The organism is Pseudomonas putida, assembly GCF_030159595.1.
GTDB classification, from domain to species: domain Bacteria; phylum Pseudomonadota; class Gammaproteobacteria; order Pseudomonadales; family Pseudomonadaceae; genus Aquipseudomonas; species Aquipseudomonas putida_AC.
This window is the reverse complement of record NZ_BSKJ01000001.1, coordinates 659,141-680,075: the sequence shown is the minus strand read 5'-3', so window position 1 is coordinate 680,075 and position 20,935 is coordinate 659,141. Positions and strand designations below refer to the sequence as shown.

General features: G+C 63.3%; 23 protein-coding genes and 1 riboswitch. Of the genes, 2 read left to right on the top strand and 21 right to left on the bottom strand.

Translation table 11 applies throughout. The features are described 5' to 3' along the window. Positions 1-4: 4 nt before the first annotated feature. Positions 5-934: a LysR family transcriptional regulator gene (locus tag QQL85_RS03155; protein WP_284355149.1), complete on the bottom strand. Its 930-nt coding sequence runs from the start codon at positions 932-934 to the stop codon at positions 5-7. Between the two features lie 114 nt (positions 935-1,048). On the opposite strand from QQL85_RS03155, the gene QQL85_RS03150 reads away from it, so the two are divergent. After that, a complete protein-coding gene (locus QQL85_RS03150) occupies positions 1,049-1,309 on the top strand; it encodes a DUF2798 domain-containing protein (protein WP_284355148.1) in 261 nt (86 codons plus the stop codon). A gap of 122 nt (positions 1,310-1,431) precedes the next feature. Here the strand turns inward: QQL85_RS03150 and QQL85_RS03145 are convergent, their stop codons facing one another. From QQL85_RS03145 to cobO, 14 genes are all read right to left on the bottom strand, one after another. Further along, positions 1,432-1,983 (bottom strand): glutathione peroxidase, encoded by a 552-nt coding sequence (locus QQL85_RS03145; protein WP_284355147.1) that lies wholly within the window; start codon positions 1,981-1,983, stop codon positions 1,432-1,434. 46 nt (positions 1,984-2,029) lie between these two features. Beyond that, the gene (locus tag QQL85_RS03140; RefSeq protein ID WP_284355146.1) at positions 2,030-2,152 is read right to left on the bottom strand and encodes a hypothetical protein; all 123 of its coding nucleotides are present in this window, start codon (positions 2,150-2,152) and stop codon (positions 2,030-2,032) included. Continuing rightward, entirely contained in the window at positions 2,149-3,351 is a 1,203-nt protein-coding gene (locus QQL85_RS03135; protein WP_434482144.1) for an MFS transporter, read from the bottom strand. Before QQL85_RS03135 ends, QQL85_RS03140 begins: the two co-directional genes overlap by 4 nt. A gap of 62 nt (positions 3,352-3,413) precedes the next feature. After that, entirely contained in the window at positions 3,414-3,818 is a 405-nt protein-coding gene (locus tag QQL85_RS03130) for a MarR family winged helix-turn-helix transcriptional regulator (protein ID WP_284355145.1), read from the bottom strand. 71 nt (positions 3,819-3,889) lie between these two features. Beyond that, positions 3,890-4,624 (bottom strand): adenosylcobinamide-GDP ribazoletransferase, encoded by a 735-nt coding sequence (locus QQL85_RS03125; RefSeq protein ID WP_284355144.1) that lies wholly within the window; start codon positions 4,622-4,624, stop codon positions 3,890-3,892. Between the two features lie 2 nt (positions 4,625-4,626). Further along, on the bottom strand, positions 4,627-5,193 hold the full coding sequence (locus QQL85_RS03120; RefSeq protein WP_284355143.1) for a histidine phosphatase family protein: 567 nt from the start codon (positions 5,191-5,193) through the stop codon (positions 4,627-4,629). Beyond that, complete coding sequence (cobT, locus tag QQL85_RS03115; RefSeq protein ID WP_284355142.1) at positions 5,190-6,245, bottom strand: nicotinate-nucleotide--dimethylbenzimidazole phosphoribosyltransferase; 1,056 nt, start codon at positions 6,243-6,245, stop codon at positions 5,190-5,192. The genes QQL85_RS03120 and cobT overlap by 4 nt, the downstream gene beginning before the upstream one ends. Further along, entirely contained in the window at positions 6,242-6,763 is a 522-nt protein-coding gene (cobU, locus tag QQL85_RS03110) for a bifunctional adenosylcobinamide kinase/adenosylcobinamide-phosphate guanylyltransferase (RefSeq protein WP_284355141.1), read from the bottom strand. The genes cobT and cobU overlap by 4 nt, the downstream gene beginning before the upstream one ends. A gap of 1 nt (position 6,764) precedes the next feature. Next, positions 6,765-8,219 (bottom strand): cobyric acid synthase, encoded by a 1,455-nt coding sequence (locus tag QQL85_RS03105; protein WP_284355140.1) that lies wholly within the window; start codon positions 8,217-8,219, stop codon positions 6,765-6,767. Next, positions 8,216-9,208 (bottom strand): threonine-phosphate decarboxylase CobD, encoded by a 993-nt coding sequence (gene cobD, locus QQL85_RS03100; protein WP_284355139.1) that lies wholly within the window; start codon positions 9,206-9,208, stop codon positions 8,216-8,218. The genes QQL85_RS03105 and cobD overlap by 4 nt, the downstream gene beginning before the upstream one ends. After that, complete coding sequence (gene cbiB / locus QQL85_RS03095; RefSeq protein WP_284355138.1) at positions 9,201-10,109, bottom strand: adenosylcobinamide-phosphate synthase CbiB; 909 nt, start codon at positions 10,107-10,109, stop codon at positions 9,201-9,203. Before cbiB ends, cobD begins: the two co-directional genes overlap by 8 nt. Continuing rightward, a complete protein-coding gene (gene bluB / locus QQL85_RS03090; protein WP_284355137.1) occupies positions 10,106-10,756 on the bottom strand; it encodes a 5,6-dimethylbenzimidazole synthase in 651 nt (216 codons plus the stop codon). The genes cbiB and bluB overlap by 4 nt, the downstream gene beginning before the upstream one ends. Then, positions 10,753-12,048 (bottom strand): cobyrinate a,c-diamide synthase, encoded by a 1,296-nt coding sequence (locus tag QQL85_RS03085; protein ID WP_284355136.1) that lies wholly within the window; start codon positions 12,046-12,048, stop codon positions 10,753-10,755. The genes bluB and QQL85_RS03085 overlap by 4 nt, the downstream gene beginning before the upstream one ends. Beyond that, entirely contained in the window at positions 12,045-12,656 is a 612-nt protein-coding gene (gene cobO / locus QQL85_RS03080; RefSeq protein WP_152954129.1) for a cob(I)yrinic acid a,c-diamide adenosyltransferase, read from the bottom strand. The genes QQL85_RS03085 and cobO overlap by 4 nt, the downstream gene beginning before the upstream one ends. Positions 12,657-12,776: 120 nt before the next feature. Further along, positions 12,777-12,995, bottom strand: a riboswitch (cobalamin riboswitch). 159 nt (positions 12,996-13,154) lie between these two features. On the opposite strand from cobO, the gene QQL85_RS03075 reads away from it, so the two are divergent. Continuing rightward, a complete protein-coding gene (locus QQL85_RS03075) occupies positions 13,155-13,733 on the top strand; it encodes a hypothetical protein (protein WP_284355135.1) in 579 nt (192 codons plus the stop codon). A gap of 9 nt (positions 13,734-13,742) precedes the next feature. Here the strand turns inward: QQL85_RS03075 and QQL85_RS03070 are convergent, their stop codons facing one another. The 6 genes from QQL85_RS03070 to QQL85_RS03045 all read right to left on the bottom strand — a co-directional run bounded on the left by QQL85_RS03070 (position 13,743) and on the right by QQL85_RS03045 (position 20,877). After that, complete coding sequence (locus QQL85_RS03070) at positions 13,743-16,286, bottom strand: dermonecrotic toxin domain-containing protein (RefSeq protein WP_284355134.1); 2,544 nt, start codon at positions 16,284-16,286, stop codon at positions 13,743-13,745. A gap of 143 nt (positions 16,287-16,429) precedes the next feature. Continuing rightward, positions 16,430-16,963, bottom strand: coding sequence for a C40 family peptidase (locus QQL85_RS03065; protein ID WP_284355133.1), 534 nt, complete (start codon positions 16,961-16,963; stop codon positions 16,430-16,432). Positions 16,964-17,103: 140 nt separating this feature from the next. After that, positions 17,104-17,745: a C40 family peptidase gene (locus QQL85_RS03060; RefSeq protein ID WP_284355132.1), complete on the bottom strand. Its 642-nt coding sequence runs from the start codon at positions 17,743-17,745 to the stop codon at positions 17,104-17,106. Positions 17,746-17,872: 127 nt separating this feature from the next. Next, positions 17,873-18,580 (bottom strand): DnaA regulatory inactivator Hda, encoded by a 708-nt coding sequence (gene hda, locus QQL85_RS03055; protein WP_003252443.1) that lies wholly within the window; start codon positions 18,578-18,580, stop codon positions 17,873-17,875. Positions 18,581-18,732: 152 nt separating this feature from the next. Continuing rightward, complete coding sequence (locus QQL85_RS03050) at positions 18,733-19,806, bottom strand: AI-2E family transporter (protein WP_284355131.1); 1,074 nt, start codon at positions 19,804-19,806, stop codon at positions 18,733-18,735. Positions 19,807-19,818: 12 nt separating this feature from the next. After that, a complete protein-coding gene (locus QQL85_RS03045; RefSeq protein ID WP_284355130.1) occupies positions 19,819-20,877 on the bottom strand; it encodes a DUF2066 domain-containing protein in 1,059 nt (352 codons plus the stop codon). Positions 20,878-20,935 lie beyond the last annotated feature (58 nt).

The following is a 20,935-nucleotide window of genomic DNA, read 5'->3' as shown; positions in this document are numbered from 1 at the left end:
TTTTTCATGCCTGCACCTGCCAACTGTCGCCCAGGCATTCGCGCAGATAATCCATGAACACACGCACCTTGGTGGTCATGGCAAAGCGGTCGGCCAGGCACAAGTAGATGTCCATGGGCTCAGTCTGGGCGTAGGCCTGGCCGCTGTCGCTGTATTCGAACAAGGGCACCAGCGCTCCAGAGGCCAGGTGCGGCCGCACGATGAACTCGGCCAGGCGGGTGATGCCACCCTCGTGCAGGGCCATCTGGGTCAGGGCATCGATGTCATCGCTGATCAATACACTGCCGAACTCCGCCTCGAAACGCAGCCCGTCGCGCATGAAACCCCAGCGCAAAAAGCGCCCGTCCACCGGATAACGGAACACCAGACAGCGGTGCTCGCGCAACGCCTCGGGCGTGGCAGGCACACCGGCGTTTTGCAGGTAACCGGGCGCAGCACAGCAAATGAACGGGATGCGGGCAATGTGCCGGGCCATTAGCTGGTCCTCCAGCTGAGGGGCAATGCGAAGGCTCACGTCGACGTCTTCACGCGCATGGTTTACCCGGCGATCAGTCGTTACCAACTCTATCGAAAGCAGTGGGTAGCGGGCACTGAAGGCGGGGATCAGCGGAGCCAGGACGTGACGGCCAAAGGCGGAAGTCGAGGCAATACACAGCCGCCCCTGGGGCTCGCTGTCTGGGGTAGTGATCGCCTGTTCGGCCAGCGCCAGGTCACGTTCGATGTGCTTCACACGCTCGTAATACTGGGCGCCAGCGGGGGTCACAGCCATGCTGCGTGTAGTGCGGCTGAGCAGTCGCACCTGCAAGTGGCCCTCCAGCCGGGCCAGGTTCTGGCTGACCGCTGCCGGGCTGAGCCCCAGATTGCGGGCGCCAGCGGCAATGCTGCCGGCTTCGACAACCTTGATGAAACTGCGGATAGCGTTGAGCAGGTCCATTTTGAGCCCTTGGATTCGTAAGAATCTCTTTATAAAGAACTCAATACTGCGGGTCTACAGGTGCCGACAGGTGCGTTGCTAACCTGCGCATCCACTTACTTTTCAGGAGTTCGCATGAGCAACCTGTCCCAGTCGCGCAGCCGACGCAAATTGCACCCGGGCGCCACGCCCTACGTTTTCGCCTTTTACATGTCGTCAATCATGGCACTGCTGATGTGCTTCGTGATCACTGCGGCCAATGCCGGCGTTAACCCGGCGTACTTGAGCAATGTGCTGAAGGCCTATCAATTGGCAATGCCGGTGGCGTTTGTATGTGTGTTGATGGTGAGGCCGCTGGTGGTGCGGCTGGTGGCGATTACGGTGCATGCGAAGTGAAGTAACAACAGCGGACGCATCTCCCGCTCTTGATCTTCGCGACTTCAGGAGGCCGAACGATCGCGCGCTTAAGAAGCAAAAGCCGAAACAAGAGCAAGAGCAAGAGCAGCCAAAGGACTGCATCACCGCTGCGACGCTATGGCCTTTTCGATTGCAGCCCGGAACTCCGGGTCATCCGGTTTGGTCAGGCTGGAGAAGTTGCCAATCACCTTACCCTTACGGTCCACCACGTATTTGTAGAAATTCCACTTCGGCGCACTGCTCTGGCTGGCCAATTCAGCGAACAGTGGTATCGCATCCTTGCCCCGTACCGGCTGCGTCTTGGTCATGGTGAAGGTGACGCCGTAGTTGGCATAGCACACCTTGGCGGTCTTCTCGCTGTCGGCGTCTTCCTGCTTGAAGTCATTGGACGGCACGCCCAGCATCTCCAGGCCTTGCTCGTGATACGCCTTGTACGTCGCCTCAAGCCCCTCGAACTGGGGTGCAAAACCGCAATAGCTGGCCGTATTGACCACCACCAAAGGCTTGCCGGCAAAGCGCTGACACAGGTCAACCTGACCCTTCCCACGCAATTCCGGCAGGCTGCCCTGCAATAATGCCGGGCAATCGGCAGCCCAGCTCGATGTGCTGGCAAGCAAGGCCAGCACCGGCACCATCAACCAATGTGCACGCATGATTCGTTTCTCCCGCAAGACAATCCTTGAGCTTGCAGGGTAGCGCCTAACAAACACTCATGCCCAGTTGCATCAACGCCATCCCTCCCTGATGCCAGCCCCACCACACCAGCGCCAACAGCGCCAGAGCAGCAAGGGCCAGCAGCCCGCGGGCCAGATAGCGGTTCATGCGGCCTGGGCCTGCAAGCGGGCAACCGGGCGTTCGCGCACGGGCCAGTTGAGGGCGGCGGCCAACAGGCTGAGCAGGATGGAGATCTGCCAGACCAGGTCGTAGCTGCCGGTGCGGTCATACACCACCCCGCCCAACCAGCCACCCAGGAAAGCGCCCAACTGGTGGAACAGGAAGACGATACCGCCGAGCATGGACAAGTTGCGCACCCCGAACAGCGTGGCCACGGTACCATTGGTCAGCGGCACCGTGGAAAGCCACAGCAGGCCCATGGCGATGCCGAACAGATAGGCGCTGAACGCGCTGACCGGCGCCCAGAGAAACAGCACGATCACGACTGCACGCAGCAGGTAAAGCCCGGTTAACAGGCGCGGTTTGGACATGCGCCCACCGAGCCAGCCGGCGGTGAAAGTCCCCACGATATTGAACAGGCCAACCAGCGCCAGCACCGTGGTACCCGTGGTCGCGGCCAGGTGCTGGTCTACCAGGTAGGCCGGCAGGTGCACGCCAATGAACACCACCTGGAAGCCACAGACAAAAAAGCCCAGCGCCAGCAACCAGAAGCCGGAATGCGAGCACGCCTCGCGCAACGCCTGACCCAGGGTCTGTTCGGCGCCATGGCTGGGCAGCGGGCGGTCTCGCAGCAGGCCGACGAAGGGCACGATAAACGCCACCATCAGGCCCAGTACCAGCAACGCGGCCGACCAACCCAACCACTGGATCAGGCCCAAGGTACCGGGCAGCATGGCGAACTGGCCAAACGAACCGGCGGCGCTGGCGATCCCCATCGCCATACTGCGCTTCTCGGCAGGCACAGCACGCCCGACCACGCCGAGGATGACCGAGAACGAGGTGCCGGACAGGCCGATGCCAATCAGCAAGCCGGCACTGAGCGACAGCGACCAGGCAGAATCGGCCATGCCCATCAGGATCAAACCGACGGCATAGAGAATGCCGCCGATGATCACCACCCGCGCTGCACCCAGGCGGTCGGCCAAGGCACCGGCGAAGGGCTGGGCCAGCCCCCAGATCAGGTTCTGCAAGGCAATGGCAAAGGCGAACACCTCACGCCCCCAGCCAAAATCGGCGCTCATCGGCGCCAGGAACAGGCCAAAGCCATGCCGTACACCCAAGGAAAGCGCCAGGATGAACGCCGCCCCCACCAATACCCAACCGCTGGTTCGCCACACCGAAGTCATTGTCGTTATCTCCAGCACATCGCAAGGTTTACGCGTATATACCCGCTTACAGTCGTATCAATTCAGGCCAGTTGGCCCAGCAAACGCACCAGTTCATCCCGCTGCTCTACCCCCAGTCGCTCCACCAGCTCCGTTTGTGCCTGCTCCCAAGCTGGATGAGCGTCACACAACAGCTGCTTACCGGCTTCGGTCAGCAGCACTACGCGATTGCGCTGGTCATCGCCATCCACCAGGGCCAGCAACCCCTCGGCCTCAAGCACCCGCAGGTTACGACCCAAGGTGCTGCGTTCCAGGCCCATGGCTTCGGCCAGGGTAGTGATACTGGGACGGTCAAGCCGCTGCAGATGGCGCAGCAGGGAAAACTGGGCGACATTCACCCCGAAGCCGGCAAGCGCTTCGTCATAATGCCGGCTCACCCCACGGGCGGCACGACGTAGATGGGTACAGATGCATTCACTGGTCAGCATGGATACGTGTATATACCCGTGTCATAGGTGTTGCAAGAGATTTCGCCCCTAGAGGTGACAGCAACCGGCACTCAAAGCCCCATGGCCAAACCCAGTATCACGGCCAGCTCCAGCAACTCCAGCATCGCGCCAGCGGTATCCCCGGTGGTCCCGCCAAGGCGTCGGCACATCAGTTGCCGCAACCCTGCAAATACAGCGAGTGCCAGCAACAGTATCCAGCACGCGCCCCAGCCACCTGCAACCAGACACACGACACTGCTGCCCAGCAAAGCCCATGAGGCTTCACGACGCGGCAGATGATCCGCCAAGGCTTGTCCCAGGCCACCCGAGCGTACATAGGGTGTACCGAGGAACAAACCCAACATTGCCGCCCGACCGATCAGCGGCGCCAGCAGCAACTGGGCCCCGATGCCTTGCTCCACCAGCACCCACAAGGCACAGAACTTCAGCAACAGCACCAGCACCAGCGTGACCACGGCAATTGGCCCGCTGCGAGGGTCTTTCATGATCTGCAGGGTGCGCTCACGGTCGCCGAAACCGCCCAGCCAGGCGTCAGCACTGTCAGCCAGGCCATCCAGGTGCAAGGCACCACTGAGCAATACCCACAACGTCAACAGCAACGCTGCATGCAACGGTGCTGGCGTACCTTGCAGCAGATGGCTGGCAAACCACAGCAGAAGGCCGAACAGCAGCCCGACCAGCGGGTAGAACAGCAGTGAACGCCCCATTTCGCGTGGTGCTGGCATGCCTGGCAGGCTCACGGGCAGGCTGCTGAGAAACTGCAGGGCAATCCAGAATGGCAACATCCTCAGCACGCCTCGACCCACTGGCCATCGTCACCCGGTATCAGCCGCATCAGCGCACCGTGCCCGACTTCAACCTGCAACAGCTGCGCCCTTGGCAAGCCACGGGCTCGGGCCAGCAATAGCCGCATCACACCGCCATGGGTGACCAGCAATACGCGCTTGCCGGCATGCTGACGGCTCAGCCGCTCGACAGCAGCCAGTACACGTTCGGCAAACGCCTCGACTGGCTCGCCATTGGGCGGCGTAAAGGCGTAAGGGTCCGCCCAGAAACGCCCCAGTGCATCCGCCTGGTCTTCCATGATCTGCGCGGCGCTTCGGCCCTCCCAGTCGCCAAAATGCAGCTCCTGAAGATGGGGTTCTCGCTGGACCGGCAGATTCAACTGCGCCCCCAGCTCATCGGCAAAGCGTGCGCAGCGCTGCAGTGGCGAGCTGACCAGCACCTGCCAGGGCCCCGCCTCTGCCACGGCACCCCGCATCTGCGCCCAGCCCTTGTCAGTCAACGCATCGTCAAGGCTGCCGCGCAGGCCGCCCTGTTCGGTTTCACCGTGGCGCAGCAGGTCGAGAATCATGCCGGACGGTCCGCCACGGCGGCTTCGGCGAACGTCGCTATCTGCGCGTGGAGCGCACAGGCGAGGCGCAGCAGCGGCACAGCCAGCGCAGCACCACTGCCCTCGCCCAAACGAAGGCCCAGCGCCAGGAGCGGGTCAGCCTGCAATGCCTCGAGCAACGCGTTATGCCCAGGTTCTGCGCCCTGATGAGCGAACAGCAACCACACGCGGCACTGCGGATTGAGGCGCACCGCAGCCAGCGCGGCAACGCTGCAGATAAAGCCGTCCACCAGTACGGCGATACCCGCCTGTGCGCAACCGATGTAGGCCCCCGCCAGCGCGGCGATCTCGAACCCACCGACGCAGCCCAATGCTTGCAAAGGGTCTGCAGCCTGCAACGTATGCAGGCTCAACGCGCGCTCGATGACCTCGGCCTTGTGCCGCACACCCGCGCTGTCCAGGCCTGTGCCCGGGCCGCTCAGTTCAGCAGGCGGGCAGCCCAGCAGGACGCTGGCCAGGGCGGCGGCGGCCGTGGTGTTGCCTATACCCATCTCGCCACCGATGAATAGCTGCGCACCCTGTTCGGCAGCACGCAGCGCGCTGTCGCGGCCAGCCTGCAGAGCAGCTTGCAGTTGGCCTTCGGTCATTGCCGGCTGGCGCGCGAAGTTGGCAGTACCGGCCCCAAGGCGCAGGTGGCGCACACCAGGCAGATCCAGATCAGGGTCGATGGTACCCAGGTCGACCACCTCAAGGCTGGCCTGCAGTTGGCGCGCCAGCACGCTGATCGCTGCACCACCGCCAACGAAGTTGCGCAGCATCTGCCCGGTCACCGCCTGCGGGTAGGCTGAGATACCTTCCTCGACCACACCATGGTCACCGGCAAAAACAGTGATGGCGGCCTGATCCAGGGTCGGCCGTTCACGCCCTTGCATGCCGGCCAGCTGAATCGCCAGGCCTTCAAGCTGACCAAGCGAACCGGCAGGCTTGGTCAGCTGCTGCTGACGGGCGCGGGCCTGGTCCATGGCGGCGTTGTCGAGGGGTTGGCAGGCATCACGCCACCAGGCTTGAGTCATAGTACAGGTCCTTTAAGCATTAAGGGCAGGCCGGCCACGGTCAGCACCACACGCTGACAACGCTCGGCCACAGCCTGATGAAGCCAGCCGGCCAGGTCGACATAACGCCGGGTCAACTCGCCCATGGGCACCACGCCCAGGCCCGTTTCGTTACTGACCAGAATGAGTGTCCCGGGCAACTGCTCCAGGCAGGCCAGCAGGGCGTCACGCTCGTCAGCCAGTCGCTGGTCGTCTTCGAGCATCAGCAGGTTGGTCAGCCACAGGGTCAGGCAGTCCACCAGCAGGCAACGGCCTTCGGCCGCTTCGGTGCGCAGTACAGCGGCCAGGGCCAGCGGCTCTTCGATCAGCCCCCAATCAGCAGGGCGGCGCTGGCGGTGCAGTAACACGCGTTCGTTCATTTCACCATCCAGCGGCTGGCTGGTGGCGATGTAGGTCACCGGCAGGCCACTGGCGCTGGCCAGCTGTTCGGCGAGGCGGCTTTTGCCAGAGCGGGCGCCACCGAGGATCAGGCTGTGCATGTCAGGCCACCCCACAGAGTTGGCGCAAGCGCATGGTGTCCAGGTGTTTTTCCACCAGGTCTGCCAGGCGCTCGATATCGCGCTCGCGCAAGGCTTCGTAATCGATGGTCTGCACATCGTCCAGGCCCGCCCAGCGCAGCAGTGCGGCGCACGAGTCGCCGCCCTCGAACAGGCCATGCAGGTAGGTGGCAAGGATCTGCCCATCATCGCTTACAGCGCCATCACAACGACCATCGGCCAGTTGCACGGCAGGCTGTTCCAGCGCGGGGCCGGTGGTAACGCCTGCATGAATCTCATAACCGGCAACCGGCGCCGCTTCGAGGTTCAGCAACCCGGCAACGTTGCGCAACTGCTTCTCGGCTTCGAGCACCGTGGCGAAATCCAGCAGGCCAAGCCCCGGGCTCGACCCGGCAGGCCCCTCAAGGCCAAGCGGGTCATGCACTTCACGGCCCAGCATCTGCAGGCCCCCACAAATGCCGATCAGCTTGCCGCCGTAGCGCAGGTGCCGCTCGATGGCTTTGTCCCAACCGCGCTCGCGCAGTTGCGCCAGGTCGCCACGCACGCTCTTGGAGCCCGGCAGGATGATCAGGTCGGCAGCCGGAATCGGCTGCCCCGGGCCAATAAACTGCAAGTCCACCTGCGGGTGCAGGCGCAGCGGGTCGAAGTCGGTGTGATTACTGATGCGCGGCAAGACCGGCACGATCACCTTGAGCACACGCTCACTTTTGGCGCCCTGGCGCACATCGATGCCGTCTTCGGCCTCCAGGTGCAGGTCGGTGACGTATGGCAGCACGCCCAGCACTGGCTTGCCGGTACGTTGCTCCAGCCAGTCCAGCCCCGGCTGCAACAGGGCGATGTCGCCACGGAAGCGGTTGATGACAAAGCCTTTGACCCGCGCCTGTTCACTGGGCGAAAGCAGTTCCAGCGTGCCAACAAGGTGCGCGAACACGCCGCCACGGTTGATGTCGGCGACCAGGATCACCGGGCAATCGACCGCTTCGGCAAAGCCCATGTTGGCGATGTCGCCGGCCCGCAGGTTGATCTCTGCCGGTGACCCGGCGCCTTCGACCATGACCACCGGCCAGGCGGCACTCAAGCGCTGGTGCGACGCCAGCACCGCCTGCATGGCGATGGCCTTGTAGTCGTGGTAGGCCACCGCATTCATGCTGGTGACTGCGCGGCCATGAATGATCACCTGGGCGCCGGTGTCGCTGTTGGGCTTGAGCAGCACCGGGTTCATGTCAGTGTGCGGCGCCAGCCGGCACGCCTGGGCCTGCACCGCCTGGGCGCGGCCGATCTCACCGCCGTCGGCGGTTACCGCGCTGTTCAGCGCCATGTTCTGCGGTTTGAACGGCACCACAGCGACACCCTGGCGCAAGAGCCAGCGGCACAGTGCGGTCACCAGCGTGCTCTTGCCGGCATCGGAGGTGGTGCCTTGCACCATGAGAGTGGTCATGCCGATTCCTTTTGATAGTCCGCCAGGGCCTGGGCCAGGCGCTGTTCGTCCGCCGCACACTCGGGTAGCCCCAGGCGCACGGCCGGCGGGTGTTCGAACAGGCGCACCAGAATGCCGCGACGGGCGAGAAATTCATGCAACGCCGCGGCGCGCTCGCTGCTCACATACTGGAACAGGTCGCAACCGCCGCTTGGCGCCAGGCCAGTGCTAGCCAACAATCTGGCTAGGCGCTGACTGGCGGCGGCACAACGTTCGGTCTGCACGCGCTGCGCAGCTTCGTCGGCCAAGCTTGCCTGGGCCAGCACCCGAGTCGGGCCGTTGACGGTCCACGGGCCGAGCAACTCGGCCAGGCGTTGCAGCAGGCTGCGCTCAGCGGCGACGAAACCCAGACGCACCCCGGCCAAGCCGAAGAACTTGCCGAATGAGCGCAGCACGATCAGGCCCTCGCGACCCGTGCAGTCCACCACGCTGTCTGCCGGGGTGTTGTCCATGAACGCCTCATCAACCAGCAGCCAGCCGCCGCGCTCAGCCAGGCGCGCATGCCAGCCCAGCAGTTTCTCACGCGACACCCGCCGCCCGGTCGGGTTGTTGGGGTTGACCAGCACCAGCACGTCGAGGCTATCGAGCACTGCATCGACCTGCGCCTCGTGCAGCTCAACCAACTGATGCCCCGCCCGCTGCCAAGCGTACGGGTGCTCGGCATAACACGGTGTCAGCACCCCTACCCGGCCAGCGGCGCGCAACAGCGGCAAAGCCTGGATCGCGGCCTGAGAGCCCGCTACCGGCAGCAGCTGGCTGGCACCGTAGTATGTGCGTGCAGCCTCTTCCAGGCCGTCCTCGGTCTCCGGTAGACGGGCCCACGCATCAACAGGGATCGGAGGGATCGGGAATGGCCAGGGCGCGATGCCACTGGACAGGTCGAGCCAATGCGCGCGAGGAATGCCGTACTGCTGCACCGCGCGCAGCAGGCGGCCACCGTGTTCAAGCATTGATGTAAGCCCCCAGGCAGATCAACAACAGCCACAACCACACACCACGCTGCACCAGGGCCCACCCGCGCTCGATGGCGTCGGCATCGGCCACTGGCCCCTCGCCCAAACGCGGCCGCTCATGAAGCTCACCGTGGTACACCGCCGGGCCGCCCAGTTCCACACCCAACGCACCGGCACCTGCAGCCATCACCGGCCCGGCGTTCGGGCTGTCCCACAGGGGGCCCTGCTTGCGCCAGCAGGCCAGGGCCTGACGGGTCTTGCCCAGCAGCGCATAGGTCAACGCCACCAGCCTTGCGGGAATATAGTTGAGCACGTCGTCGATACGCGCCGCGCACCAGCCGAAACGCTCGAAGCGTTCATTACGGTAGCCCCACATGGCATCCAGTGTGTTACACAGGCGGTACAGCACCACGCCCGGCGCACCGGCCACCACAAACCAGAACAGCGCGGCGAACACCGCATCGCTGCCGTTCTCCAGCACCGACTCGGTGGCTGCCCGGGCCACCGCTGGCTCGTCCAGCTCGCGGGTTTCGCGGCTGACCAGATAGCCAACGCGGCGCCGCGCCTCTTCCAGGTCGCCTTGGCGCAACGCGTTGGCCACCGGCAGCACATGCTCGCCCAGGCTACGCAGCCCCACGGCGCAGTACAGCGCCAGCACATCCACCAGCCAGCCGATGTAAGGCAGCCACGACAGGACCAGCGCCACCAGGGTCAGCGGCACCACCGCCAAAATCCACGCGCTCACGCCATGGCTACGCCAGCCGCGCCCGCCGGCATTCAGGCGGCGCTCGAGGTTACTGGCCATATTGCCGAAAGCCACCAACGGGTGGCGTCGCTGCGGCTCGCCCAGCAAAGCGTCCAGGGCTACCCCGGCCACGGTCAGCAAGGCCACGCTCATTGACGCTCTCCCCATTGGTTCTCGTAAAGCATTTCACTCAAGGGCCGCTCTTCGGCCCAGTTTTCCTGCACCAGCATCGGCACCGGGTAGAACTCGGTGACTGGCCCCAGACATAGCACCGCCACCGGCTTGGCGCCTGCCGGCATGCCCAGCAAAGCGGCCAAAGCCTGCGGGTCGAACAGCGACACCCAGCCCATGCCCAGCCCTTCGCCACGCGCGGCCAGCCACAGGTTCTGGATGGCACAGGCCAGCGAGGCCAGGTCCATTTCCGGCAGCGTGCGGCGGCCGAAAATGTGCGGTTCCCGGTTATCCATCAAGGCCGCCACCAGTAGCTCGGCACAGTCGTTGATACCTTCAACCTTCAGCTTCATGAAGGCATCGGAACGCTCACCCAATGCCTCGGCGGTGCGTACCCGCTCCGCCTCCACCAACGCCTGGATGCGCCCGCGCAGGTCACGCTGGGTGATGCGGATAAAACGCCACGGTTGCATAAGCCCGACACTGGGCGCCTGATGCGCGGCGCCCAGCAAACGGCCAAGCAGCTCCGGCGCCACCTGGCCACCTGCAAAATGGCGCATGTCGCGTCGCTCGCCAATGGCCCGGTAGATCGCGGCGCGCTCGGCGTCGCTGAAGGCATGCTCGCTCATGGCCGCAACAGCGCCGCCGCCGCATCCGGGTTGGAAGGGAAGTAGAAGTGCACATATGAGGCCGTCAGCCGGCCCTGACGATACACCGCTTCGTTGCCACGCCCGCCATTAGGGCTAAGGCCACGGGCGATCGGTTCCAGCGCGGTGCTGGTCAGCGAGTGATGATAGGTATGACCACGCAAGGTGCCCTCCGGCAGCTCTACCGCCTGCAGCGCCAGGGCCGCCAGGCGCTTCTGCATGGTTGCCTCGCCTGGCAGCAGGCCCAATAGTTCGGCACGCTCACCTGCCACGTCGGTCAAGGCATCGAGCAGGTACAGCATGCCTCCGCACTCGGCCAGCAACGGCTTGCCCTGAGCGTGATGGGCGCGGATTGCCTCGCACATTGGCGCATTGGCGGCCAGGGCATGGTGATGCAGCTCGGGATAACCACCCGGGAGGTACAGGCTGTCCACCGCCGGCAGTTCGCGGTCATGCAACGGCGAGAAGAATTCCAGCTGCGCCCCGAGGTTGCGCAGCAGTTCGAGGTTGGCCGCGTAGGTAAAGGCAAACGCTTCGTCGCGTGCCACACCAATGCGCACACCCGCCAACGTGGCAACACACGCTTGTGTTTCGGGCTCGGCAAAGCCCACCGGCGGTGGCAAGGCAGCGTCGCAGCTGGCCCCGAGTGCTTCGGCGGCAGCATCCAGACGGGCATCCAGGTCGTTCAGCTCGCTGGCCTGGACCAGCCCAAGATGGCGGCTGGGCAGCTCGATGCCGCGCTCGCGCGACAAGCCGCCATACCAACGCAATCCTTGGGTCAGGCTGCCTTCCAGCAGTTGCGCATGGCGCAGGCTGCCCACCCGGTTGGCCAACACCCCGGCAAACGGCAAGTCAGCCTGGTAGCGCGCCAGGCCCAAGGCCAGTGCACCGAAGGTCTGGGCCATGGCCGTGCCGTCGATCACTGCCAGCACCGGCACGCTGAAGTGGCGCGCCAGGTCGGCGCTGGAGGGGGTGCCGTCGAACAGCCCCATCACCCCCTCGATCAGGATCAGGTCGGCCTCGCCGGCGGCGTCCCACAGCAGGCGACGGCTTTCTTCGGCACCGATCATCCACAGGTCCAGTTGGTACACCGGTGCGCCACTGGCGCGTTCCAGGATCATCGGGTCAAGGAAGTCCGGGCCGCACTTGAACACGCGCACCTTGCGCCCGTGGTTGCGGTGCAGGCGGGCCAGCGCTGCGGTGACGGTAGTCTTGCCTTGGCCAGAGGCCGGCGCCGCGATCAAAACAGCGGGGCAATGGCGAGGTTGACTCACAGTTCGACGCCCTTCTGTGCGCGGATGCCAGCCTGGAAGGCGTGCTTGAGCATGCCCATCTCGGTCACGGTATCGGCCAGTTCGATCATTTCAGGTTTGGCCGCACGCCCCGTGACGATCACATGCTGCATCGGCGGGCGGGCCTGGATGTCGGACAGTACCTGGTCCAGGTCGAGGTAGCCGTGCTTGAGGGCGATGTTCAACTCATCCAGCACCACAAACTGCACACTCGGGTCTTGCAGCAGCTGGCGCGACACCGCCCAAGCGGCTTCGGCGGCAGCGATGTCACGCTGGCGATCCTGGGTTTCCCAAGTGAAGCCCTCGCCCATCACATGGTAGCGCACCTGCTCGGGGAAGCGCCGGAAGAACAGTTCTTCGCCGGTGCTGTTACGGCCCTTGATGAACTGCACAACACCGCACTGCATGCCATGGCCCAGCGCGCGTGCGAGCATGCCGAAGGCCGAACTGCTCTTGCCCTTGCCATTGCCGGTCAGCACCAGCAGCAGGCCGCATTCGTTGGGGGAATTGGCGATACGTTCGTCGATGACCGCCTTCTTGCGCTGCATGCGCGCCAGGTGGCGTTCGTCACGTTCGGTGGATTCGCTCATCAGGGTTCTCCGCAGGCTGACACCGTGACAACGCACGGTGACAGGTAATAGGCAGGCAAACGGAGAACGCGCAGGGGCCATGGCAGGGCGCCACGGTGCACCGCGCATCACCCTCCGTGATGCCGTTGGCAGTAACAGGCCGGTCTCCGGGCTTGTGAGCGGGCCTTTGCCCGGGCCTGCGCGCCTTCCCGGGTACCTGTACCCAGTGGCCCTGCGCGGCCGCGACTCACCTACCGTTGCGGGGGCAGCGCCGGAATCGCGCCTGCTGGCGCCCACCGGCTTCCCAGTTTCACCCTGCCCAGTCGGGGCTGGCAGGGCACCTGAAACACGCGCGAAGGTTAGAGGGTTGTACCCGGAGCGTCAATCGAAGCGGGCGCCACAGGGGACGAACAGGCAACGCGGTAATCAATGGCCAATTCGCCAGCCTGTGCCACACTGATATCACATAGCCATCACTCTCGACTCTACGCCACCACAATTACAACAGGAGAGCGCAGCATGCGAGGCCAGATCATTAACAATGAAAACCTTGAGTTCATCAGGCCCGTGCTGGAGCGCTGGGTCGACTGTATCGACCGCTTCAACCAGTTTGCCGGCGATGCCGAAGCCCCTTACTGGCACGGCGCGAGCACCAACACCGGGCTGCTGGCAGCGGCGGCCTGGCAAGCCGAACTGGCGGCACTGCAACAGTTTGCGGGCAAGAAGCAGCGAGACGAAGGCGAAAATGAAGGGCGCTGCGACCTTTCGATCAGCAGCGCCAACGAGGCGTTGTACCTCAGCGTCAGCCAGCGCTGGCCGAAGCTCGCCCGGCTGGACATGGCAGCCGCCTTGCAGCAAACCGCCACCCTCGCCCGCCAAGTGGCGTACCCCAGCCAGTTGAAAGCCGGGGCGTTGTTTATCAGCCCGTGGAAGGCCGGCCAGCACGCCAGCCCGGAAGAACTTCAGGACCTGGTCGATGACCTGCAAAAGCACACCGCTTGCGCCATCGCCTGGTATTTCCCTTATGCCTACCGAAAGTTGCACAACGCGCTAGGGCAGTATTTCCCCGGTGTAGCGCTGCTCATCAAGCAAGCCTGAAGGCTTTTCTCAGCCAGGGAAGAAGCGCTGCACCAATGACGGGTTATGGAACTGCGCCCGATAGGCAACTTCATCAAATGGCAGCCCAGTGCGCAAGTCGTATACAGGCCCCGACGCTGGCCTGCTGGTCTGCCCCAGCGTCACCTTGATAAAGCGGTAATGCTCGCCATACACCTGCTCCAAGCCCTCGATGCGAAAATAGTTACCCGGCAGGAACAACGTCTCGCCCTCCTTCCAGTAAATGGAAAACGCACTGATCGGCGTTGCCCCACGATAACGCCCAGCCGCCAACTCAAACACCACCGAACTGTCATCGAACAGCCCTGGCAATCCACCCGGCGCCTGGGCAAACGGAAGGCAGGCAAACTCTGTAACTTTGTAGGGGTTCTCGGTAAATGAAGTCAGGTCGGTGTTGACCAGTACATCTCCGAGTCGCAAGTGGCCATTTCGGTAATATTCGCCACTGGTGCCGCGCGAACGATGCCCACCACGGTACAAGGTAGCCTCATTACTTTTGGGCAGCAGCCCCAGGCTATCGGCCAGGTCGTTGATGTAGCTGTCTTCGTCGCCGTACTGATATCGCCCGGCACGAAATACATTATTCACAGTCGACTCGTTGCTGGTGTACCACTCAATCAGCGCATTGAAGTACTCAGGGCCATAGCGGTAAGAATAGTAAGGCCGGCCACCAACCTTCACGCAATCCAGCCCTCGCTCATCAACACCCGGTGCCTGTCCACGCGGTAACTCGGCAACCGGCCATCTCTCCAGCAACGCCTTCTGGCGCGCCAGGGCAACCTCGGCCAGCCGCGTGCTTTGCCTTTCATCGATGGATGTGTAGGCGTCCCAGAACGGTGAACGCCTGCTGGGCACACCCTCCGTGGCCAGTGGACTACCACCAGACAAACGGGGAGGCGCCAACAGCTCCCACTCGCCCGCTGCATTCAGCCGTACAGGCTGCAGCGGGCCAAAGGCAAAGATATTGTCAGCCGGCACCACCAGCCACACGCCCAGTTCGTGGCTATAGCGCACCCGGTAGACAAGGCCATTAAGGCTGATCCAGCAACTGCCATCCGGGTTGACCCGGATGCCACGCAAACGCCCGCTCTGTATCATCTCGCCTGCGAGTAAAGCATTGCTTTCCTGCCCCTCCACGGCCAGCGTGGGTGCCTGCACCGGATGCCAATCCACCAGCCTGGCACTGGCTTCGTGAGGCGGCGCTTCATACGCCAGCGAAGCAAAGCTGGTCGCAAACGCACTGTCCACCAAGTTGAAGGTCGCGAATACACTCTCGATCATCGCCGCGCGCAGAGCGGCTTTGCGTTCCTGCTCAGTGGAGGCGTGAAGGGCTTCATCCACATCGAGCGCGACCTTGCCGAGGGTCGCGCCAAGCAGGATCAACGAGATAGGCCAACCCAATGGCGCAAGCCCGCCAAACACATTCAGGAACGCCGACAGGTAGCCGTTGCACATCGCCTTGCGCAAACTGGCGTTATCCTGCAGCAATTGCCCGTTGCGGCGCATTTCCGCAGTGGCCTGGCTGGCCAACCAGACAAACAGGTCGCGGCTGAGCGGACGCTTGAACAGCGACAGGGCAAGCAGCCCAGCCTGATCGGATCGGCTGTCAGCAATACCCTGCAGGTGCACCCTGACCAACTGGTTGATTGAGCGATCACGGGGGTTGCTGTGCGCGCTAACCACAAATGCCTCCAGCGTGTTCGGCACCTGCAACTGCGCACGCACCCAGCTGGCCATTGCCAGCTCCGAATCAAACCCCCTGAGCGCCTCTTCAGCCCACGGCATGTAGACCAATGCCCGACCATCTGATGCGTGCAGGCTGTAAAGGCAGCCCCGATCCCCTTCGACAAATGCGTAACGGTTCACCGTCAGCGTGCTATTGCCGGCTTGCTGCAACTGGTCAAGCGTCGGCAATTGACCTACCGTCAGGGTTGCACAGATCAGCGGATGCAGGCGCTGCCAATCCAGCGTGGTGATCCGGCCATCACGCAGCGCTGCCGCGCCCTGCCCCAACAGATTGATTTTGGCCAGCGCAGAAAAATGTTTGCCATTGACCAACCAGAAGCGCTCGACCTGTTCGCGGTACAGCGCTGCGAAATCCAGTGCCCATAAATCCTTCTGCACCTCGCTACCCAGCATCCGCACTTCATTGCGCTCGTCAAAGGCCATGGCATGGGGCCCTTGAAGATAGAAGCCACCGCGCTGGTCGAGCTCGTCACTGGCATCCTGGAAATACAGGTCAAAGCGTTCAAGCACCAGCTCCGTCAACACCATCGACTTCTGCGGCGGACCACTGTGCTGCCACCCGGTGAATGTCCGGGGGCTGGAGCTTGACGTATTGAACTGATGCCACCAGACAAACCGGGGATCCATCGATTTGCCGGTGTGCTTGCGCACGATCCGTGCAGCATGCTGACTCGCCAGCGAGTAAAGGTCTGGGTAATCGCCCAGAATCTGGTCTACCAGGCCAACCAGAGGACGGCCAGCGTCAACCGCCTCCAGCCCGCGAAGCACTCTTTCTTTGATGGTGTTCATGCGCCACTCCACGCCTTGGCAATCGAGCGAGCATGCTTGCGCACCAAAGGCAGCCTGGAGTGGTAGGTGTATGCCACCCGCCGAAGCGGGGACAAAAAGGAACGGCAGCAGCGATACCCTCGCTACTGACCTTGAGTGCTACATCAGGGGTTCTGCGCCAGATGCCCTTGCGGAATCACCCGCTTAGCCTGCAAATACGCCTTGGACCAATAGCTGTTGGAAAGGTAGTCCAGGCGCACCGTTCCGCCTGTCGAGGGCGCATGCACAAAGCGCCCCTCGCCAACATAGATGCCAGCATGGCTGACCTGCGAGCCGCCACTGGTAGCGAAGAACACCAGGTCACCGGACTGCAGCGATTTGGCATCCACCGTGGGTGCGCGCATGACGATCATCTCCCGCGTCGAACGCGGCAGGCTGATACCGGCCGCATCACGGTAGACGTACTTGATCAGGCCACTGCAGTCGAAGCCGGAGTCTGGCGTATTGCCGCCCCAACGGTAAGGCGTACCCACCAGGCCAATGGCGCGTATCAATACGTCGTCGGCAATCGGCGAAGGGCTTGGCTGGCTATAGGTAACCTGCGGCTGAACCACAGGGGCCGGCGCTGGAGCACGGCTGGAGCAGGCAGCCAGCAAGGCTGCCAGGGAGAGAAATGCGAAGCGCGCCATCTTTACCATGGCCAGAACATCCTGTCTGAGACCGCTGCGCCGCAGCCGAAAAGAGTTGAGAATTTAGATTAGACGCTTTCTGTAAATGCGCACGGCGGCGAGCTTTTTTCAAAAGCATCGCCGCCGCGAAAGGCTACATCATTTTGCCATCAGTTGCGCGCAATGTTGGTCGGCGCCATGGCCAAGGCACGCTTGGCTTCAATGAAGGTCTTGCTCCAGTAGCGGTCACCGAGGCTGTCGATGCGCACGCCACCGCTGCGGCGGCTGCTGGAGTGGATGAACTGGTTGTCACCCAGGTAGATACCCGCATGACTGACGCGGCCGCGGCCGTTGGTGCTGAAGAACAGCAAGTCACCTGGCTTGAGCTTGTTGCGGGCCACTTTCGGGGCATCGACGTTGATCATTTCGCGCGTCGAGCGTGGCAGGGTCACGCCCGCCTCTTCGCGGAACAGGTAGCCGATGAAACCACTGCAGTCGAAACCGGACTTTTCCGAAGTACCACCGAAGCGGTAGCGGGTGCCGATCAGCGACATGCCGCGCTCGAGAATACTGTCCGCCAGCACTGGCAGCTGGTACGGCTTGCTGTTGCTGGAGAAAGCCTCCAGGTCATCTTCAGTGGCCAGCTCTTCCGGTTCGCCGAACACCGACGAGGACGAGGCCTTGATCACCGAGTGTGCGGCGATCGGGGTGTGATCCTGAGGCTGCGACTGAGAAGCTGGGCCTTGGGCCGCGCAGCCAAAAAGCAGGGTCACGAGTGCGAGTGGCACGAGGGGTGCGAAGCGCTTCAGCATGGGCACGACCGTGTCTGTAATCCTTTAGAAGGGTGAAACTATGCCCTCTATCATGGCCATTTGCAAATTTTATCGAAAAAGATGTGACTTTTTTGTTTTGCCGCTCTGGCCCAGCGTTTTCAGGGGGTTACCAGCCGAGGGTTTCCTTGAGGAATGGAATGGTGAGCTTGCGCTGAGCCTGCAGCGAGGCCTGGTCGAGGCGCTCCAGCAGGTCGAACAGCGCGCTCATGCTGCGCGCACCACGCGTGAGGATGAAGTGACCGACTTCGTCGGTGAGGTGCAGGCCGCGACGCGAAGCACGCAGCTGCAGCGCGCGCAGCTTGTCTTCGTCAGACAGGCCGCGCATCTGGAACACCAGGGCAAGGGTCAGCCGCGACTTCAGGTCTGGCAACTTGATCGGCAATTCGCGCGGGGAAGCCGAGGCAGCCAGCAGCAAGCGCCGGCCACTGTCACGCAGGCGGTTGAACAGGTGGAACATGGCCTCTTCCCAGTCGGCCTTGCCGGCGATCACATGCAGGTCGTCAATGCACACCAGTTCGTACTGGGCCAGGTAGTCCAGCAGCTCTACGCCGCGATCGAGCAGTTGTGCCAATGGCAGGTAGACAGCGGGTTCGCCGCGTTGCTGGAAGCGGTGGGTAGCGGCCTGCAGCAGGTGGCTACGGCCAACACCCTGCTTGCCCCACAGGTAGATAAGGCTCTCGGTCCAGCCGGCGTCGGCTTCGCATAGCCGCTCGACGTAGCCCAATGCCGCAGCATTGGCGCCCGGATAGTAGTTGATGAAGGTGGCGTCATCGCGCAGGCGCACACCCAGGGGCAACTGGATCGGTGGTTTCATGCTCGCGGGCGGTCAGCAGGACCGCAGGGGGCCTTTGGTGAACAATGTTGCAAAGTCTATACCCGCAACGCGGGCCGCACAATCTCGGCAACCTATAGCACAAGCAAAATCAACAAGTTGCGCTATTTTGGGGCTGCCTTGCAGCCCCAAAGTCACAAATGCGGGTCGATATCCCCGGCATACATGTCCGATTCCTTGTACATGTCGTGCACATGCCGCAGCAGCACCATGATCACGGCCGCGACCGGCAGCGCCAGCAGCACCCCGGTAAAGCCGAACAGTTCACCACCAGCCAGGATGGCGAAGATCACCGCCACCGGGTGCAGGCCGATTCGGTCCCCTACCAGCAGCGGCGTCAACACCATGCCTTCGAGTGCCTGCCCGACCATGAACACCGCGACGATGCCCAGCATCGGATACAGGTCGCCGCCAAACTGGAACAGCCCCGCCACCAAGGCCGCACCGATGCCTATGATGAAGCCCATGTAAGGCACGATGGCCGCGAGCCCTGCGAGCATACCGATGAGCAGGCCCAACTCCAGCCCGACCAGCATCAGCCCGGCAGAATAGATGACGCCCAAGGCCAGCATTACCATCAGTTGCCCACGCACGAACGCACCCAATACTTCGTGGCATTCACCCACCAGCCCAACCACCTGCGGCTCGCGCTGGCGTGGCAGCAGGCTGCGCAGCTTGGCCATCATCAGGTCCCAGTCACGCAGCAGGTAAAAGCCCACCACCGGAATCAGCACCATGTTGGCCAGCCAGGCCATCAGCGCCAGGCTCGAAGCCGTGGCGTGCGACAGCAACATGCTGACGATGTCGGTGGTCTGGCCCATGTGGGCGGCGATGGCCGTCTTGATCTTGTCGAATTTCCAGAAGCCATCAGCCAAGCCCAAACGGCTCTGCACCCATGGCAACGCGACATGCTCAAGCCAATCGAGCATCTGCGGCGCCAGCTCGTACAGACGCACCAACTGCTTGGCCAGCAGCGGCACCAGTACCAGCAGCAAGGCCAGCAACAGCAGTGTGAACAGGCCAAACACCACCACCACACCCCAAGTGCGCGACAGCCCCAGGCGTTCGAGGCGGTCTACCAGCGGGTCGGCCAGGTAGGCCAGCAAGATGCCGACCAGAAACGGGGTAAGAATGTTGTGCAAGCTATAAAGCAGCACAGCGACCAGCAGGGCAGCACCCAGCCAGATCCAGCGACGAACATCGGTCACAGTGTGCTCCTCTTACCAGCGAAAACGCAGGCCGTCGAACGGCTTGGGCGCAGGTTGGGCCGGTGCAGGTTGCTCACCCGGCGCCGGTGCTGGCGTGGCAGGTACTGCAGGCGCCTGTTCCGTGGGTACTTCCTGCAACTTGGCCAGGCCAAGCTGGGCACGCAACTGCTCGCGGTTACCCGTCACACCGTAGGTCAGGGTGGTGCCTTCGGCCATCTGCAGCCGCGGACCGTAAGGCTCAAGCACACGGGCAAGCTCGGCATAGCGCTGCAGGTTCATCCCCTGCACTTGTACCTGCATCTGGCTGCTGGCACCCGGGCGGGTGACATAACGCGGCGCCAGGCGGCTGCTGACCGCCAGCATCACCTGATCGGCCAAGGTTGCCGGGTCGGCCCCCTCGGCGGTGCCTTGCTCACGCTGGTCGCCCAGCCACAGCTGCCACTTGCCCTGCCACTTGCCGTCGGTTTCCTGGGCATGCACCGCCAGCAAGGCGTCGGCGCCATAGCGCTCGGCAGCTTCACGCAAAGGTGCCGGGTCGCTGGCTTCGATCTGTTTGGCATTGGCTACCAGTTGCTCCTGCAAGTCGGCCAGCGGCAGACGTAACGGCAGGCCACGGTGCTGGGCGGCACGACGCAGGGGCTGAGCGCTGGCCTGACCGTCACCGACCAGGCTGCTGCCCTCGGCACTGTCATTCAGCCACCAACCAAGAATCGATGGCCGATTGCTACCCCACAGGGCCAGCCCAGCCTTGCGCAGTGCGCGCTCGGTACTGCCCGGGTCGAACTCGACCACCACCGACTCGGGCGGACCGGCCTCGCTACCAACCTGATTGATGATTTGCTGCGGGTCCTTGCGCAATTCGGCAAGTGCCGGGCTTTGTGCTGCCTTTGGGTCGCCGGTCAGGCGCAGCACCAAGGTGTCGAGGGCTTTGGCAGTGGCTGCAGCACGGGCTTCGGCGCCCTGCCCGGCCATGGGCTCGCGCACCTGATAAAGGCCGGAGACACTTTCAGCCTGGGCGATAGACGCTGTCAGGGCCAGGCAACCGGCTGCCAGAATATTGAACAAACGCATGGAAGATTCCTGTCCAGTCGAGCATCAAGCTCGCTGCTTTCAGCTTATACACAAGCAA

Excerpts from the sequence above, each read along its gene's own strand:
- QQL85_RS03155 (WP_284355149.1), bottom strand. The coding sequence starts at position 934 with ATGGACCTGCTCAACGCTATCCGCAGTTTCATCAAGGTTGTCGAAGCC.
- QQL85_RS03150 (WP_284355148.1), top strand. The coding sequence starts at position 1,049 with ATGAGCAACCTGTCCCAGTCGCGCAGCCGACGCAAATTGCACCCGGGC.
- QQL85_RS03145 (WP_284355147.1), bottom strand. The coding sequence starts at position 1,983 with ATGCGTGCACATTGGTTGATGGTGCCGGTGCTGGCCTTGCTTGCCAGC.
- QQL85_RS03140 (WP_284355146.1), bottom strand. The coding sequence starts at position 2,152 with ATGAACCGCTATCTGGCCCGCGGGCTGCTGGCCCTTGCTGCTCTGGCG.
- QQL85_RS03135 (WP_434482144.1), bottom strand. The coding sequence starts at position 3,351 with ATGACTTCGGTGTGGCGAACCAGCGGTTGGGTATTGGTGGGGGCGGCG.
- QQL85_RS03130 (WP_284355145.1), bottom strand. The coding sequence starts at position 3,818 with ATGCTGACCAGTGAATGCATCTGTACCCATCTACGTCGTGCCGCCCGT.
- QQL85_RS03125 (WP_284355144.1), bottom strand. The coding sequence starts at position 4,624 with ATGTTGCCATTCTGGATTGCCCTGCAGTTTCTCAGCAGCCTGCCCGTG.
- QQL85_RS03120 (WP_284355143.1), bottom strand. The coding sequence starts at position 5,193 with ATGATTCTCGACCTGCTGCGCCACGGTGAAACCGAACAGGGCGGCCTG.
- cobT (WP_284355142.1), bottom strand. The coding sequence starts at position 6,245 with ATGACTCAAGCCTGGTGGCGTGATGCCTGCCAACCCCTCGACAACGCC.
- cobU (WP_284355141.1), bottom strand. The coding sequence starts at position 6,763 with ATGCACAGCCTGATCCTCGGTGGCGCCCGCTCTGGCAAAAGCCGCCTC.
- QQL85_RS03105 (WP_284355140.1), bottom strand. The coding sequence starts at position 8,219 with ATGACCACTCTCATGGTGCAAGGCACCACCTCCGATGCCGGCAAGAGC.
- cobD (WP_284355139.1), bottom strand. The coding sequence starts at position 9,208 with ATGCTTGAACACGGTGGCCGCCTGCTGCGCGCGGTGCAGCAGTACGGC.
- cbiB (WP_284355138.1), bottom strand. The coding sequence starts at position 10,109 with ATGAGCGTGGCCTTGCTGACCGTGGCCGGGGTAGCCCTGGACGCTTTG.
- bluB (WP_284355137.1), bottom strand. The coding sequence starts at position 10,756 with ATGAGCGAGCATGCCTTCAGCGACGCCGAGCGCGCCGCGATCTACCGG.
- cobO (WP_152954129.1), bottom strand. The coding sequence starts at position 12,656 with ATGAGCGAATCCACCGAACGTGACGAACGCCACCTGGCGCGCATGCAG.
- QQL85_RS03075 (WP_284355135.1), top strand. The coding sequence starts at position 13,155 with ATGCGAGGCCAGATCATTAACAATGAAAACCTTGAGTTCATCAGGCCC.
- QQL85_RS03070 (WP_284355134.1), bottom strand. The coding sequence starts at position 16,286 with ATGAACACCATCAAAGAAAGAGTGCTTCGCGGGCTGGAGGCGGTTGAC.
- QQL85_RS03065 (WP_284355133.1), bottom strand. The coding sequence starts at position 16,963 with ATGGTAAAGATGGCGCGCTTCGCATTTCTCTCCCTGGCAGCCTTGCTG.
- QQL85_RS03060 (WP_284355132.1), bottom strand. The coding sequence starts at position 17,745 with ATGCTGAAGCGCTTCGCACCCCTCGTGCCACTCGCACTCGTGACCCTG.
- hda (WP_003252443.1), bottom strand. The coding sequence starts at position 18,580 with ATGAAACCACCGATCCAGTTGCCCCTGGGTGTGCGCCTGCGCGATGAC.
- QQL85_RS03045 (WP_284355130.1), bottom strand. The coding sequence starts at position 20,877 with ATGCGTTTGTTCAATATTCTGGCAGCCGGTTGCCTGGCCCTGACAGCG.